General features: G+C 54.0%; 15 protein-coding genes. All 15 read right to left on the bottom strand.

Annotated elements, in window-relative coordinates; all coding sequences use genetic code 11:
* Window positions 1-12: 12 nt before the first annotated feature.
* From FMS18_RS10500 to FMS18_RS10430, 15 genes are read right to left on the bottom strand one after another with little or no spacing between them, the layout of a single operon-like run.
* Entirely contained in the window at window positions 13-1,083 is a 1,071-nt protein-coding gene (locus FMS18_RS10500) for a type II secretion system F family protein (protein ID WP_163294246.1), read from the bottom strand.
* Window positions 1,070-2,662: an ATPase, T2SS/T4P/T4SS family gene (locus tag FMS18_RS10495; RefSeq protein ID WP_163294244.1), complete on the bottom strand. Its 1,593-nt coding sequence runs from the start codon at window positions 2,660-2,662 to the stop codon at window positions 1,070-1,072. The genes FMS18_RS10500 and FMS18_RS10495 overlap by 14 nt, the downstream gene beginning before the upstream one ends.
* 5 nt (window positions 2,663-2,667) lie before the next feature.
* Window positions 2,668-3,327 carry a type IV pilus biogenesis protein PilP gene (gene pilP / locus FMS18_RS10490; RefSeq protein ID WP_163294242.1) on the bottom strand — a complete coding sequence of 220 codons (660 nt, stop codon included), beginning with the start codon at window positions 3,325-3,327 and terminating at the stop codon, window positions 2,668-2,670.
* Window positions 3,314-4,537: a type 4b pilus protein PilO2 gene (gene pilO2, locus FMS18_RS10485; RefSeq protein WP_163294240.1), complete on the bottom strand. Its 1,224-nt coding sequence runs from the start codon at window positions 4,535-4,537 to the stop codon at window positions 3,314-3,316. The genes pilP and pilO2 overlap by 14 nt, the downstream gene beginning before the upstream one ends.
* Before the next feature lie 2 nt (window positions 4,538-4,539).
* Window positions 4,540-6,069 (bottom strand): secretin N-terminal domain-containing protein, encoded by a 1,530-nt coding sequence (locus FMS18_RS10480; protein ID WP_163294237.1) that lies wholly within the window; start codon window positions 6,067-6,069, stop codon window positions 4,540-4,542.
* A gap of 1 nt (window position 6,070) precedes the next feature.
* Complete coding sequence (locus FMS18_RS10475) at window positions 6,071-6,805, bottom strand: TcpQ domain-containing protein (RefSeq protein WP_163294235.1); 735 nt, start codon at window positions 6,803-6,805, stop codon at window positions 6,071-6,073.
* Window positions 6,802-7,677 carry a P-type conjugative transfer protein TrbG gene (trbG, locus tag FMS18_RS10470; protein ID WP_163294233.1) on the bottom strand — a complete coding sequence of 292 codons (876 nt, stop codon included), beginning with the start codon at window positions 7,675-7,677 and terminating at the stop codon, window positions 6,802-6,804. The genes FMS18_RS10475 and trbG overlap by 4 nt, the downstream gene beginning before the upstream one ends.
* An 8-nt stretch (window positions 7,678-7,685) precedes the next feature.
* Window positions 7,686-8,348, bottom strand: coding sequence for a type IV secretion system protein (locus FMS18_RS10465; protein WP_163294231.1), 663 nt, complete (start codon window positions 8,346-8,348; stop codon window positions 7,686-7,688).
* 43 nt (window positions 8,349-8,391) lie between these two features.
* Complete coding sequence (gene trbL, locus FMS18_RS10460) at window positions 8,392-9,561, bottom strand: P-type conjugative transfer protein TrbL (RefSeq protein WP_163294229.1); 1,170 nt, start codon at window positions 9,559-9,561, stop codon at window positions 8,392-8,394.
* Window positions 9,562-9,563: 2 nt separating this feature from the next.
* On the bottom strand, window positions 9,564-10,376 hold the full coding sequence (gene trbJ, locus FMS18_RS10455; protein ID WP_163294226.1) for a P-type conjugative transfer protein TrbJ: 813 nt from the start codon (window positions 10,374-10,376) through the stop codon (window positions 9,564-9,566).
* Entirely contained in the window at window positions 10,373-12,796 is a 2,424-nt protein-coding gene (locus tag FMS18_RS10450; RefSeq protein ID WP_163294224.1) for a conjugal transfer protein TrbE, read from the bottom strand. The genes trbJ and FMS18_RS10450 overlap by 4 nt, the downstream gene beginning before the upstream one ends.
* Window positions 12,793-13,092, bottom strand: a complete 300-nt coding sequence (trbD, locus tag FMS18_RS10445) for a conjugal transfer protein TrbD (RefSeq protein WP_163294222.1) — start codon at window positions 13,090-13,092, stop codon at window positions 12,793-12,795. Before trbD ends, FMS18_RS10450 begins: the two co-directional genes overlap by 4 nt.
* Entirely contained in the window at window positions 13,089-13,409 is a 321-nt protein-coding gene (locus tag FMS18_RS10440) for a TrbC/VirB2 family protein (protein ID WP_163294220.1), read from the bottom strand. The genes trbD and FMS18_RS10440 overlap by 4 nt, the downstream gene beginning before the upstream one ends.
* Window positions 13,396-14,355: a P-type conjugative transfer ATPase TrbB gene (trbB, locus tag FMS18_RS10435; RefSeq protein WP_203544597.1), complete on the bottom strand. Its 960-nt coding sequence runs from the start codon at window positions 14,353-14,355 to the stop codon at window positions 13,396-13,398. The genes FMS18_RS10440 and trbB overlap by 14 nt, the downstream gene beginning before the upstream one ends.
* Window positions 14,355-14,768 (bottom strand): hypothetical protein, encoded by a 414-nt coding sequence (locus FMS18_RS10430; RefSeq protein WP_163294216.1) that lies wholly within the window; start codon window positions 14,766-14,768, stop codon window positions 14,355-14,357. The genes trbB and FMS18_RS10430 overlap by 1 nt, the downstream gene beginning before the upstream one ends.
* Window positions 14,769-14,775: the final 7 nt, after the last annotated feature.

The raw sequence follows: 14,775 nt of genomic DNA, 5'->3' as shown, positions 1-14,775 counted from the left end.
ATCTTTTTTCCTTTAATATCCCATGTTTTGACCAAGTTGCTGTTGAAGTGATGTCACCGCGAGCACGATGCTGGTGATCATTGAACTGATGCCGATGATGCAGGTTATGTTGATGATTTTGGCCTGCGCTTTGATTGTTTCCATGCCTTCAGCTAGCCATTCCTCGGCAATGAGGTGCAGCCGGGTATCAAAGCCGGGAAGTGTGGAGTAGATGCGCAGATCTTCGATGATGGTTTGAGCGGGGAAGCGGTAGCCGGAATCGTCCAAAGCCTCTCCGATCCCCTTGCCGAGATTGAGCTGGGCCTTGACCGAGTTCAGCCGTTCCTTGAGCCACGGACTGGAACCGGGAGTATCAAGCATGTCGTTCATGGCTTGTGAGAGCTGAATCCCGGATTTCATCAGGGTTGAGAGGGTGAAGAGCCAGAGGCTGCCGATGATCAGCCGGTAGAATGACCACGGCGGCATGCCATCAAAACGGACCCGGATTTTGCCGGTCCAGATTTTGATGGTCGCCAGTGAAGCAAGGAAGAGCAGCACAGTCCCGGCAAGCAGAATGGTCCCGAAGGTGGAATCCACGAATCCGGCCACCTGATAGAGAGTCTTTGCGCTGCCCACCCAGCGGGAAGGGTCGGAAAGCTCGGCAAGCTTGGGGACTACGTAGCGTGAAAGCACCAGCAGCAGAGCGATCAGGGCAATGATCAGGATCGTCGGGTAGCTCAATGCTTTCCACATGGAGCTAACGATCATTAACCGGGCTTTGATAAGCCGGACGCAAAATTCAAGGGCTTCGTGAAGCTTCCCCGATTCCATGCCGCTCTGAAGAAGCATTGCTTCTTCAGCTGGGATGAAACCGCGCAGAGCTTCATGGATACTGTCCCCGGAATTGATGCGGGCCGAAACTTCAGAGAGTACCGGGCTGAGCAGATTGCGCTGCTTGGCGTAGCGTTCTTCAATGTAGCTGACGGCATCTGCCATGAGAATTCCGTGGCGGGTCATGGCCGCGAGTTTGCGGTAAACCCTGATCCGTACCTGCTGGGTAAAGAAGAGCTTTGCCAGCAGGTTGGTGTGCTTAAACAACTGCATGGGCAAACTCGCTTCTTTGCGGGAATGTTTCTATGTGGCTGGTAGTGAACCCAGCATTTTTGCGATCGTAATCCAGCGGAACACCGAGCCGCAGTTCAGCGAGGCAGGGATCAACTACACCGGTCTGAATGAGTTCAAGGGCATGGTCCACAAAGGTTCTGCCGTTCAACTCATGCCGCCAGTGGGTGTAGGCCGCGTCCATGTTGCCGTTGCGGATGGCGTTAAGGATTACATGGTCGGTGGGGACCAGCTCAGCGGCAACGGTCTGGCCGATGATGCCCATGCCCGCGCACTCAGTGCAGCCTTCACCACGAATATGAATCTGATCCATGTCGGTTATGGTGGACATGAGCCGTTCCAAAAGCGGTTGCGGAAGGCTTCTGCGGCGAAGTTCGTTGTTGGGACCAAGGGCAAAGACGTCTTTGATAGGCATCCTGCACTTGGGGCAGAGCACCGGGACTAACCGTTGATGATGCAGGCCGGAAAGCACTGTGTGGTCGCAGAGATATTCCAGCGGGTCAGGGTAATTGGCTGCACGTAGCAGGGAGACCATGCGCTGAATGATTCCAAAGGCCGAGTTGGCGTGAACCGTAGTCCAGACGCCGTGCCCGGTCTGGGCGGCATCCAGTGCGGCGGAAGCAGCCTGCGGAAAGCGGATCTCACCGATCATGATTTCGTCCGGGTCGGAACGCATGGCTCCGGCAATGGCGTTGCGGTAAGCCCGGCCTCTGTTTTCATCCTGATCGTTAGTGCTGACCCGGACCTGCTTGACCCGTTCCAGCGGGTATTCCGGCGGATCTTCAATGGCGAGGTAGTTCTTTTCGGGATTCTCCTCGGCCATGCTTTCCATGATGTGCTTCAGCGCGGTACTTTTGCCGTGTCCGGTGGGACCGGAAAGCAGCGAAAGCCCGGACCGCTGGGTCAAGGTCTGAAAGTCGCGCCTGTGCTGTTCGGAATATCCGAGACTGCTAAGCCGCCCAGCCAGATTGCCCTTGGCCGTGGTGCGGTCATAGAGCAGACGCAGGGCCATGAAGGTCCCGGTGCCGTTGTCGGCCATAGCGCATTCCAGCGGTTCGGTATGAATACGGATGGAATGAACTTCCGAGGGCAGGAAGTCATTGTTCACGATCCTGCCGTCCTGCCGCTCACTGGGAATGAAGGTCGAATCGACCTGATTGGACATGGTCTGATAGATGGCCACAATGATCTTGCGGCCACGCTCGCCTTTGAGCTGCTTGTAATCCTGCACCATGCCCAGTTTGCGGAATTTGATGGAGGCAAACGGTCCTTCATCGGTCAAATGGATGTCGGACGCGCCCTGCTTATGGGCATCGGCGATGATGTCCACGGCAAGGGTCTGAATGTCGCTTTCTGTCTCAATGCGGGTGTGATGCTTCTTGCGCAGCTTCTGGAATTCACTGGCTTCAACACGCTTGGTTTCCATGTAACCTTTGCGGGCGGCATAGCTGAGGAAGGACATCAGATGTGCGTCGTCTTCCAGTTCCGCAGAGATCAGGATCACGCCCTCAAGGAGCATGACCCGTTCTTGCAGAATCTCTGGTATTTCGTTGTTGGTCATGTGGCTTACTCCTCGAATTTCAAGGGAATGTTCTTGCCGTTATGACGGATAACCACTGATTGCGGGGTGATGCTCTCGACCCTGCCGACACCTGCGATTGCCCCCTCGGTCACGGTCTGCAAGCCGTCACGACTGATCAGAGTTGCGGAGAGCCTTCCGTCCACGCCTTGGATTGAAACGATCTTGGGCCAGACCGGACGGCTTTTCTTTTTCACTGCAGTTTTGGGAGCTGCTGAAGAGGGAGGCAGGACCGGGATGATCGGCATGGTCAGCTCGCGCAGTTTCTTTTGCTTCTCAGCAATTTTGACCTGCATATTGAGGACGTCGAGCTGTGAATGAAGCGCACTCAAGCCTTCAAGGGAAACAAAGGCTGGGCCGCTGATTCTGGGCCTTGCCGATGTTTGTTTCTTGGCAGAATCAGGCTGGATGGTTGTAGCGTTACTTGTGCTGTTGGTGGCTTCGTAGAAAGCCGTGAATGTCGCGTTTGTTCCGTTGCCATGTCCCGCAGCGGTTGCATTAAACGCAGTACCGTTTCCAACCGGCATGGAGCCGTTTGCAGGAGCGGAAATCAGCGGATCGGCTAAAGAATCCAGATCAGCCGATTCCTGTGCGTAGACGGCAGTCGCCAGCAGGAGCACGATCAGGACGAGGTTAGTAAGACGCATAGATCTGTCCCTCCATGGTGCATTTATTTTCAGTGAAATTGATTTTTGCGAGAACCAGACCGGGGATGGTGTCCAGTTCAAAGAAGAGCGGTTCGGAAATGACAGAAATTGACGGCAGAGCAGACAGCTTCCATTCTCCTTTGATCCACGGAGCGGTATGCTGATTTGCTTTGCCGAGCTTTTTGATTTCGGGCTTTTTCCAGTTCAGGCGCAGCTTTGCGCCGAGAACGCGAGTCAGCTCATAGAGTCGGGCTGTGACTTCGGATTTGTGGCCCAGCTTCTGCGCTGCCCGCTGATTTTTGAGTGAGTACGGAATGCTGATTTCAGCCAGCTCCGGGCGAGTTCCGAGAGTGGAATTGCCGGGACGGTCGGTAAATTGCGCACCCTGTTGATGCAGCCAAGCCATGTAAATGCCTTCATCATTGCGGATGATGGATTTCAGCTTCCAGCCGAGTGTGTACGGTTCGGTGTGGCGCACGGCACGCAGGAACTCATATGCAAAAGCTGAAGGCAGCGCGCTTTCGTTCCATTCCTTTGTGAAGAGTGTGTCGAGATCTATAAGAACCGGCGCAAGTTCCTGCTGCTTGAGGCTGCTCTCAATGGCGGCAAGTCTGCGCAGCTCCGCAAGCTGATCCTGCTGAAACTGGTCCCAGATCAACCAGCCTATGATCAGGGCCGCGCACAGCGCAGCACAGGAAATCCACAAGCCTCGGCTGTTTTCTTCAACTAACGGTTGAACTTTTTCAGAAACCCGCAGCAGTCCGTTGAAATGGTCCATGGACTCTTCAACGGTTTCGCAAAGGATTTCGTTGTTATCCCAGTCGGACAGGGATTTGAGGTTGTTGAAGTGGGCTTCTGCTTCGGTCCGTGAGCTGAAGTAGTGGTCGCCTTCAGCAGCGATGTTTTTCTTGCTGGCCGCACAGACCCACCACAATTTTTCACCGAGGCAGAACATTCCGATCCATGTGGGCAGAGAACGCTCAACCAGCGCACAGGCCAGTGAGGGCAGACGTTTGATTTTTGCTTCTGCGCAGTTGCCAAGGCCGAATTGCTGTTTTCTGATGGCAACGCAGTTGTAGCCGCCTTCGGGGAATTTCTCGGCCAGAATGCGGGCCTGTTCCAGCGCGTCTTTGCGTTTGCCGGAGCCGTTAATGAACTGCCACCAGAGGCCGATAGCGTACTTTTTCTTTTTGATGATAATAGTTTGCATAGCTAAACCCCGGCACTTTCCATTTCAATGGTGATGATGATCAGGCTTTTGCCGTACTGCCGGCTGAGTCCGCCGGAGGTGATGCCGATGCCCTTGGAATCCTGATTGCTTTCCTGCTCGAATCCGGCCAGCACCAGAGTCTGACCGCACTTCATTTTGACCCGCTGGCTGAAGCTGCGGGTGGAAACCTGCGGCAACTGGATAGTCATGGAGCCGGAGGAGAATTCCTTCATGGAATCCAGTGAAGATAGAGTTATGTTGTATTGCAGAATGGCCTTGCGGTTATCCATGATGTGCGGAAGTACGGTCATGGAAAATCCGGTGGAAACCTCACCCGGCGTGAGTTCCGAGGTCTGCATGGAGTTTTCAGTGGTGGTTGAGCTGACCCCGGCGAGATAGGAATCACGTTTGACTACCTGAACCGGCAAGGCCTGATTGTTCATCACGATCCCGGAACCGGAAGTCAGCAGGGTTGTGCGCCCACGCTGACGCAGGGCGCGAAGCATGAGCTTGGTGTCCTTCCAATTGCCGTCAAGAATTGCGGCGGTCAGAGTTCCCGCACCGGCAAGGGAGCTGTGCGGCTGTCCGCCGAGCAGGCTGAAGCTTGATTGACCTGCCTTGAGGGCGGTCTCAAGATTGAAGCCGGTATCGGCATTGCGGTTCAGCTCCAGCGACCAGACCTTGACCGCAAGGGCGACCTGCCTGCCCATCTTTGAGTTGAGGGAGCTGATATATTTTTCAACCCGGCGCAGGACTGTGCTGGTGTCGGTAACCGTAACCATTCCGGCGGCTTCGTTGACCACAACCCTACCGTCCTTGCTGAGCATGGCTTCCACCGCTCTTTGGGTGTCTTTCCAGACATCTCCCTCAAAGCTGGCTTTGTTGGTCTGGGATGTCTGGCTGACACTGTCCGAAGTCTTGGTTGTCTGGCCCACGCCGTTGATGTTGTTGGCGTTGCCGGAATTGCCGGAAGTCTGAGATTTATTGGTGATGGTCGATTCGTATTTGATATTCCCCGGCGCAACATCAAGGCTGAAGGATCTGGTCTGCAAACGGGCAATTTGAACCTTGGCCCGGATGGAGTCATACTCCCAGCCCATGCCGAAGAATTCACACATGTTATCCAGCAAGCCTTTAAGCTGGCCGTCATACATGAGCTGCATGCGTTCAGGTGTTTTGCGTTCCTGATTTTCCTGCGCAACATGCACATTGCTGTCCGCCTCCTGCACTACCTCGATATGAACGGGAACCTGCTCGCTGATTTTCCTTGCCAGTTCCGGCGCGGTCAGCGGGTGTCTGAGATTGAGGGTAATTCGTCTGGAAAAGACGGTAGGCAGCTTGTTGTTGTCCAGTTCCACGGGAACCGCGCCCACGTAAGGCGCATGAACAACTGTGACTGTCTTTTTCATGGTCGCTTGGCGCATGGAAGCGGCGCGGCCCTTCACCGACCGTTCCTGCGGGGAAGGCTGGAAATTGGTGCATCCGCCGACAAACAGACAGACGCAGAGCATAAATAAAAGAACTCGTTTCATGTTAATCCTCGCAGACTTCAACGACCTTGTTGGCCTGATAGATGGTTACGCGCAGTGAATTTCCGCTGGCGTGCATTCTGGAAAATAGCCGTTTGACGGCTCTGGGGAAGGTGTCCCGGAAAGTGGCTTCGGCCTGCATCTGGAAGTCGTGGGGAGCTTTCCAGACCAGTGTGTATTCAGCGCGACCGGCCCAGCGTTTGAGCTGATCCCGCAGACCGCCGGGAATGATGTTCCAGTCTTCGTCAAGAGGGGATTCAACCTGCTTGGAGTCATTGCCCACGAACTCAAAAAAGGCGGGGGTCTGAGTCAGCAGACCGGCTTTTTCAAATCCATCATGGGTGAGGCTGTAGACCTGCCCGAAAGACCAGCCGTCCGAAGCTTTGACATGCAGGTAGTAGAGGGTGCTGTTGCCGATGCCATCAAAGACCATGTCCATATCCAGCACGTTGGGATCAGTGGATGCGGGGCTGAATTGGAAACCCTGTGCGCGGAGACTGGCGTCGAATTTCCAGCCGAAGTCGTTGTCAGGAACATTCAGGTGCAGGACGGTCCGGCCCGGAGGATAATGCCCGGCAACTTTGAGCGCGGCTTCTTCCACCAACGGCTCAATTTCCTGCTCTTGGTACATGGTTGTCTGCTGGCTCATTATTTCAGCTTCAATCCGGCTGCCCGCACGTTTTACGGAGCATCCGCTGGCAGCGATGAGCAGCAGGAGTAAGGGAATCAATTTTCTCATTTTGTTACCTCAATACGGTTTATTTCCACCTTGGCTTGATCCATTCCGGTCCCGGCCACGAGGATTGCTTTTTCAAAGATTTCATCAACGATCATGGCGTGGCCTTTGACCCGGTAATTGACGATTGCTTCCTGCCCGGCCTTTTCCACCAGCAGCACCGGAATTTCGGTTTGGCTGGATGTCCTCGGAAGCTGGATAAAAGTCCTGATTCCATCGTTGTAGACGCGCATGGGCTTCCAGCTCGCATCATCGCCGCTGATGGCGTAGCTGAAGTCTAGGGTCGAAAGATCCACGGTCTTGCCTGCAATGCTGGTGGTCTCCCAGACCTCTTTGCGTTCTTTCTTTTTCAGGCTGGCTTTAAGGATTTTCTGCTGATCTTCCGGGTACAGAAAGGCCACGTAGGGAGTGTGTCCCTTGCGCCGGGAAACCAGTTTCAGGTGATAGGTGCGGCGGTCGGTGGTGATGACCGCGCTGGTTACCAGTCCGGCATCAAGGGGCTTGATTATGAGGTGGGTACGTTCCCGGCCCGGCATCCCGGATCGGCCCACAACCACCATCCAGCGGGCGGTGTCGCCGATGATGACGTCATTAACGTTTTCACCGGGCTGGAGTTCAAGATCCGAGGCCATGAGCGGAGAGCAGATCAGGGTCGGCAGAGTCGCGCCGTAGACGTAAACGACCTTGCCGTTACTCTGCATGATCGGCTTGATTTTGCGGTTCATCCATTCCCGAGAAAGCTTGAGTGCGGCCCACTCCTTGCTGTTCAGGGGAACGTCTTTTTTGCTGATGTAATCCGGTGCAGGCAGCGGCGAGGCCCATGCCGTGCAGACGCTAATAAGCACAAGGAATATTGAGAGAAGAGTCTGTTTCATTGTGTCTCCTATTGTTCAAGAAGTTTCGCCCAGGAGAGCTCTGTGACGTAAACGCCCGCAGGGTTCCTGATAATCTGGCTGTCAGTTGTTGGTGGGGATATGCGAACCTTGAGGGTCGCTTCATATTTGGTGCTGGAAACGGCAACACCGGAATGGTTGCGCACGGTTTCCAGCCATTCGATACGCCAGCTCTCGGAGCTGACCGGCAGCGGGATGCCCTTGATGTCGATTTCAACAAGGGTTTTCTGTCCCCGCTGGTAAGGGTTATGGGTTTCGTACCAGCTCTTGGTGGCACCTCTGGCCGCGCCGATCACAAAGGAGGACATGCGCCGGACCATCTTTTTCTGGAGTCCGATGTCTGCGGTGACGGTGCGCCAGTTGGTGATCAGGTTGGCGATTTCGGCCTGAATGATCCGCTTTGAAACCGGACCGGCCTGATCGGCACGTTTGACGGCAACGGACTGGCCGAGTTTGTCCACTTCGACCACGTAGGGAACGACCTTGCTCTGCACGGCCTGAACAATGTTGACGCAAAGCGACAGGCAAACGGTCAGGGCCATGATCAAAGCGGCAAAACGCCATTGATTACAGCTTTTTATGTAGCTGCCATAACGCTCGAACCATTCTTCTTTGGCGGCTAAATAGGCAGAATTTGGACGGTTTTTGGGCATAGTTATCCTGTGGTTTTCAGATTTTGATTGCTAAATCGGGGAGTTAGTCAGATGAGTCCGGTGGGAGTTGCATCTTGTATGCTTCGTGCTGGGTTTTGGTGCTGCTGCGGATACCGCCAGCCCGGCTTTGGGATAGATTATCCCGTACAGATTGGATGCCGGTGGCGGCCATGTGGCCCAGTTTTCCGAAGCCGGTTTTTCCGGCGGTGTTGGCGTAGGAGCTGGCTTCGCGGACCGCATCGGTTCCGCGTTTGGCCTCGATCATTCCACCTGCCGCACCTTTCACAACAGTGCTTGTGCTGGTGCTTACCGCTGTAACGGCAGAGGTCAGATATCTTCCTGATGAGGATAGCGGTCCGTTGATCAGCCCTGAAATGATGTCCGGGATGGACATGGTCAGGGCCAGAATGACGATTGACGCGCCGAGGATGACCAGCACTTCCGCAAAGTTGATTTCCGGTTTTTGGAAGCCGTTGATAAAATCAATGCTCAGCGAGATTAGAAGCTGCATGGTGAAGAGCTTCATCGCCACCGAGAAAGCGTACTTAATGAAGTTGATGGCGTAATCGCGGGTGATCTTGGAACCGCTGAAGCCGAGCAGGATGATCCCCGCATTGAGGACGATGTAAGCTTCGCATTTTACAAGAATTACCTGCGCGGCGATCATGGAGAAGCTGATGCAGATGGCGATGGCGACCAACACCAGACCGGCGGATTTGGCGATGTCCCAGCTCATGCTTGAAAGCATGGTGTCGAAGACCTGAACCCCGGCCAGAAAAATGCTGCCTGCCGTCACCGGCGGGGCCCCAAGTTCCTGCGCTGTTCTGCTCAGCCCGATAATGATCTGGTTGGTCCATTCCTTGTAGTAAATGAGTATGGCGAACATCAGCCCGGCGTAGAGCATGAGCATGATGAATTCAGCCATGGCTTCATCAATTCCGGTCTGTTTGGTGGCTATACGAAAGCCCAAAAAGCAGACATCCAGAATCAGGAGAAGTCTAAACAGAACCTTGGCGTGCTCGGTGAGCAGATCATCCCATTTACCTGCCTTGGCGTGGAATTCCATGGCGATACGGGAGAGTATCTGCGTGTCGTCTGTGGCTGTGCCAGCCGCCGAAGTGTTTGCAGAAGCGTCAGCAGCCATGAACAGAACCAGCAGGACGGAGAAGACAAAGCCCGCAAAGAGGATGAAACGATAGTTTACAGCAACCATGGCTAGAATCCGAGCGGCTCCGGGCCAGCTTCTTTTTTGCAGGCTTCGCCGTAGGTCGGGGCAAAGAATTTTTCGCTGTCCTGTCGCAGCATCTGCTGATCCTTTTCCTTTTTGGCCTCAATCATGGACTGATTTTGAATCTGGGTAGCCAGCAGCGCACGGAGTTTGCGGATTTCCTGAATCTGAACGCTGCTGAGCTGGTTGGCAGCTTCAAGGGCCTGCATGCGTCCTTCCGGCGTGCTGAGAAGACCTTCAATGTAGGACTCAAATTCCGCAGAATCGCTGATTTCCTGCAACTGACTGCCGGAAAGCTTAAATGTGGCTTTGGTTGCAGCATCGACTCTTTCTGACCACTTGGACCAGTATTCCTTGTATTTCTTGGTAAACTTGGCGTTAGGCTGGCCGACCAGTCTTTTGGCGGAATTGAAGTCCGGGTACTGGGCCTCGTAAATGCCGTCCAGAACCTCAATATCGCCCACGGTGGTGACCAGATTCTTTGAAAGCTGAGCCAGTCTTTTGAAGTCCCGGATGACGCTGTTTTTGATGGCAAACGGCAGACGGATCGTGTTCCGAACCATGTTGGTGTACTGCTGGATATTTTGCTGCACCATCATGATTTGCTGCTGGGTCTGCATCATTTCTTCCTTGTAGGTCCGCCACATGGATTCAAGCTGCTCAACGTTTGTGACCCGCTCCAGCATTTGCAGGAATTTGTCACTGCAATTGACGCAGGTTACGGTCATGGCGGAAGCCGGTGCTGCGCTGATAAGCCCCACAAACAAAGCTATTGCGGGCGCGACTTGTCGCATTTTCATATAAAGTCTCCTTGTCTTTCCTGAAGCCAGTGCTGGGGCCATTCCTGACCATGAATATTTGCAAGATCCCGAATGCGGGCCAGACTCGCTTTGTCGGACGCTCCCACAAACGAAAGCGCGACCGGGCCGAGAGCCAGCTCAATGAGTCGCCGACCTTCCGGGGAAACCACGTAGTAGTCACGTTTGGGTGTGGCCGAAGCGATGATTTCAATCTGGCGGGAGTTGAGTCCCAGACCCTGATAAAGCTTGTACTGGGCTTCCTGAATTGCCGCCGGATTAGGCAGGTAGATTTTGGTCGGGCAGGACTCCACCAGCACATCCAGAATCCCGGAACGGCTTGCATCTGAAAGGGATTGCGTAGCCAGCACTACCGCACAGTTGGCCTTACGCAGAACCTTGAGCCATTCCCGTATCTTTTCCCTGAAGACCTTATGGCCGAGCATGATCCACGCTTCATCAAGAATGAGCAGCGCGGGCTGGCCGTCCAATGCTTTTTCAATGCGGTGGAAGAGATAGAGCAGGACCGGGATGATGTTCTTGTCACCGAGGTTCATAAGCTCCTCGATTTCAAAGACCATAAAATCCGAAATGCCGAGATCGTCGGAGCTGGCATCAAGCAGTCTGCCCATGGCTCCTTCTCCGGTGTAGTGCTTGATGGCCTCGCGTAGTTCTTCGTTTTGCAGGCTGTGGTAAAAGTCGGTCATGGAACGCATGTGTTCAGGGTTGTTCCTGATCATGGACATGGCGATATGAATGGCGTTTCTGTGGGCCGGAAGCACGTTCAAGCCCTGCATTGTCGCCAAGGTTTCGATCCATTCTTCCGCCCAGCTTTGTTCAGCATCCGAATCAACGTGCTGAAGCGGAGCAAAGGACAAAAGAGAATCATCACCGGCGATTTCATAATGAGATCCGCCAGCACCAAGGCAGAGCGGGAGCATTGATTTGCCCTTGTCGAAAGTAAAAATGGTAGCCTTCTGATAACGGCGGAACTGGGCCGCCAGAATTCCCAGCAAAGTGGATTTACCCGCTCCGGTGGGCCCGAAAATCAGGGTATGCCCGATGTCGCTCACATGCAGGTTCAGCCTGAACGGTGTTGAGCCGTTGGTGGCGCAGTACATGAGCGGCGGCGAGGAAGGCGGGAACTTGTCTGAAGGATTATGTTCCCGGCCAGCCCAGATTGTAGCCAGCGGCAGCAGGTCGGCCAGATTCATGGTGTTGATGATCGGGCGGCGCACATTGGCGTAGGAATTACCGGGATGCGATCCGAGCCACGCTTCAAGGGCGTTGATTCCTTCAATGCGGCTGGGAAAACCCTGATCAAGCAGTTTGCGACGCAATTCTCTGGTGTTTTCTTCCAGCTCGCCCAAGTCTTCACTCATCAGAACAATGACGGCAGTGTAGAAACCGGCACCGACCAGACCGGATTGAAGCTCTTCAATGGCCTGTTCGGCATCGTCAGCCATGCTTCTGGCGTCCCTGTTCTCCTTGGCGTTGGCATTGTCCTTGAGCTGATCCCAGATTTTATAAATCTGCTGCGACCAAGTTTTTCTGAACTTCTCCAATTCCTGCTGGGCCTCGTACTGATCCATGCAGATGAAGCGGGTGGAAAACCTGTATTCAATGGGCAGGGATTCAAAATTGGAAAGCATGGACGGCCAGCTATCCGGCGGAAAGCCGTCCACTGCCAGAACTTTGATGAACCTGCCGCCGATGCTAGGCTGCAAGCCCCCGGTCAGATCCTGCCCGCCGAGAAGAGCATCAAGATACATAGGTACTTTGGGCAGCAGTATCGGATGCTCTTCGCCGGTAAGGCATTTATTCAGCAGGGACAGGAAGGTTGAATATGTATGAATGTTTCCGTGCTCATCCGGGAACTCAAAGTCTGCAAGGTGAGTCAGTTCCATTGAGAGCGAAAGGGAATCTTCCAGCTCCTGTGCAACAGTCAGGAACTTATCCAGAGCCTTTTCAAGATGATTGACGGCAGCGGCATTTTCATAAGCAAGGCTGCTCAACTTCTGGGTTAGAAATTCAGGCTTATAAGTGACAATCAGATAAGTCTCGGTGGAATAAAATGTCCCGGACGATTCAAATATATTTCTTCTTTCATCTTCAATGGCCTGTGTGACGAAATCCGGGAAAAAGCTTGTCCCGGAGTGCGGATATTCAGTCGCAGTTGAGCGGATAGCCTCCACATGCAGCATCCAGCCGGAATCAAGATTTTTGATCCCGCTGTTTACCCGGCTGCTGACCACAGCCAGTTCTTCAGCGGTGCTGGAGGCCGTATCCTGTGCGCGGAATTTCCATCCGGTCATGAGCGAACCGTCTTTGCAGAGCAGCACGCCGTTATTGACCATGGCCGCATAAGGCAGCAGGTCCGGGAGCCCTTTGGGTTTGTGGCGGTAATCTTTGAGCGCAATCATTTCAGCTTTGCCCCGCCGATCTGCCACGGAGTGGAACGGGCAGCGTAAAAATTCTGCTGGTTGAAATGGCGCAGGCCGATCTTGGAAAGCTGCGGATCAAAGCTGGCTGTCTTTTGCAGAACGAAGACCGTTACAACCCAGAATACAAGGGCAGCACCGCCAGCGTAGAGGGTGAATCCTCCAAGGGCGATCAGGATGGCGAACAGCGCGGAATAAAGCAGCGGTTCGCGCTCGGCACCCATGACCAGCGAAGGCCGGTACAGGGAAGCGTGGATGGGGATTTTCCTTCCACTCATACTACCGCCCCGGAAAAGCTGAAGATTGAATCGACAATTGATGCAGCCAGCGCAACAAAGGACATGCCGAATACGGTTTTGAGCAGGGTTTTGAAGCCGCCCTCAAGTTCTTCCCTTTTCATGATAAAAGCGATGCCGGAGATCCCCATGCCGCCGATGCAGATCCAACGGCCAACCGGCCCGGTGATGGTGCCGACCACCATTTCCATGGGCGTGCTGAGTTCATTGATTGAGTTGGAAGCAAAGGCTGCATCAGGCAGAGCGGTCAGCAGGAGTATTGCCAGAAGGGGCAGATATTTATGCTTATTTGTTTTCATCGTAGATGTACTCCAGGATGTATTTTTGATTTACAGGGTCGTATCCGATTACTTCCGCCACCTCGGATACTGTCCTGCCCTTGCGGGTACGGCGGATGAAAATCAGAAAGTCCACAGCCGAGCCGATCAGTTGCGGCATGGGCGAAGTGGATGCTTCCGAGATAAGTTGCTCAATACGCAGCAGACCTTCTGCCGCAGAGTTGGCGTGAACAGTGGCAATGCCGCCGGGATGCCCGGTGTTCCAAGCCTTGAGCAGGTCGAGGGCTTCACCTCCGCGCACCTCACCCACAAGTATCCGGTCCGGGCGAAGCCTCATTGTCGCCCGGACCAATGACTGGATGGAGGTATGCGGAGTAGTGTGCAGAAAAATTGAATTGCGGGACTGACTTTGCAGTTCCGCAGTGTCTTCGATGATAACCAACCGGTCGGCAGGGGAGACTTCCGAAATTGATTTGATAATGCCGTTGACCAGCGTGGTTTTGCCGGACCCGGTCCCGCCAATGACGACAATATTTTTCTTGTCCTTAACGGCGGCCAGAGTCCCTTTCATAACTTCAAGGTTCATGGTCCCGCTGACCACGTAGTCTTCCAGAGGAATGACCCGGCTGGCCTTCTTCCTGATGGTGAAAGAAGCACTACGTACAACGGGCGGATACAAACCTTCAAAACGACTGCCGTTGAGCGGCTTTTCAGCGGGCAATTCGCCCTCAATGATGGGATTTTTGTCGGTAACGGTTGTGTCCAAAGCACTGGCAACCAATGAAATGATCATGGCGGTCTGGCTGGAAGCTAGAGCACCGGCTACGGCCATTTCTTCACCGAGCTTTTCAATCCAGAGTTTGCCGTCCGGGTTGACCATGATTTCAACTACTTTTTCATCTTCCAGAGCTGAAACAATGGTCGGTCCCATGTTGTGCAGCAGGTTTCTGACAAGCCGCTCATCCATCACGAACCCCAAACAATAACTGAGACTGATACGGCAACGGACAATCCGAAAAGGACCCCGGCAAAAATAGCCATGGCCCGGATTGAGTTGATAAAACGGCTCATCTGCTTTTCGTGTTCGCTGATCTGAGCCAGACAATTATCGATGTTGGCTTTGACCGCCTTACTCAACAGGCTATTGGTGGATTTGCGTACCTCAGCAGCAAAAGAAGCAACATGGCCGGACATGTCAGCGGAAAGCTTTTGCTGATGGTCGGCCAGCAGCAATTCATACTCATTCAGGGCGGCGCGGTGCATGGTCACGGCCATGAGAATGGGATCATTCTCATCAAGCAGCACCTTGTGCTTTTCAGCGATCAAGTCGCGCACGCCCTGAATGGTGAGGGGGGCATTTTCAGAAATCTGGTCAGACATACCGCTA

It is taken from the genome of Desulfovibrio sp. JC022 (assembly GCF_010470665.1).
Taxonomy (GTDB): Bacteria; Desulfobacterota; Desulfovibrionia; order Desulfovibrionales; family Desulfovibrionaceae; genus Maridesulfovibrio.
This window is presented reverse-complemented; position numbering and strand designations above follow the sequence as displayed.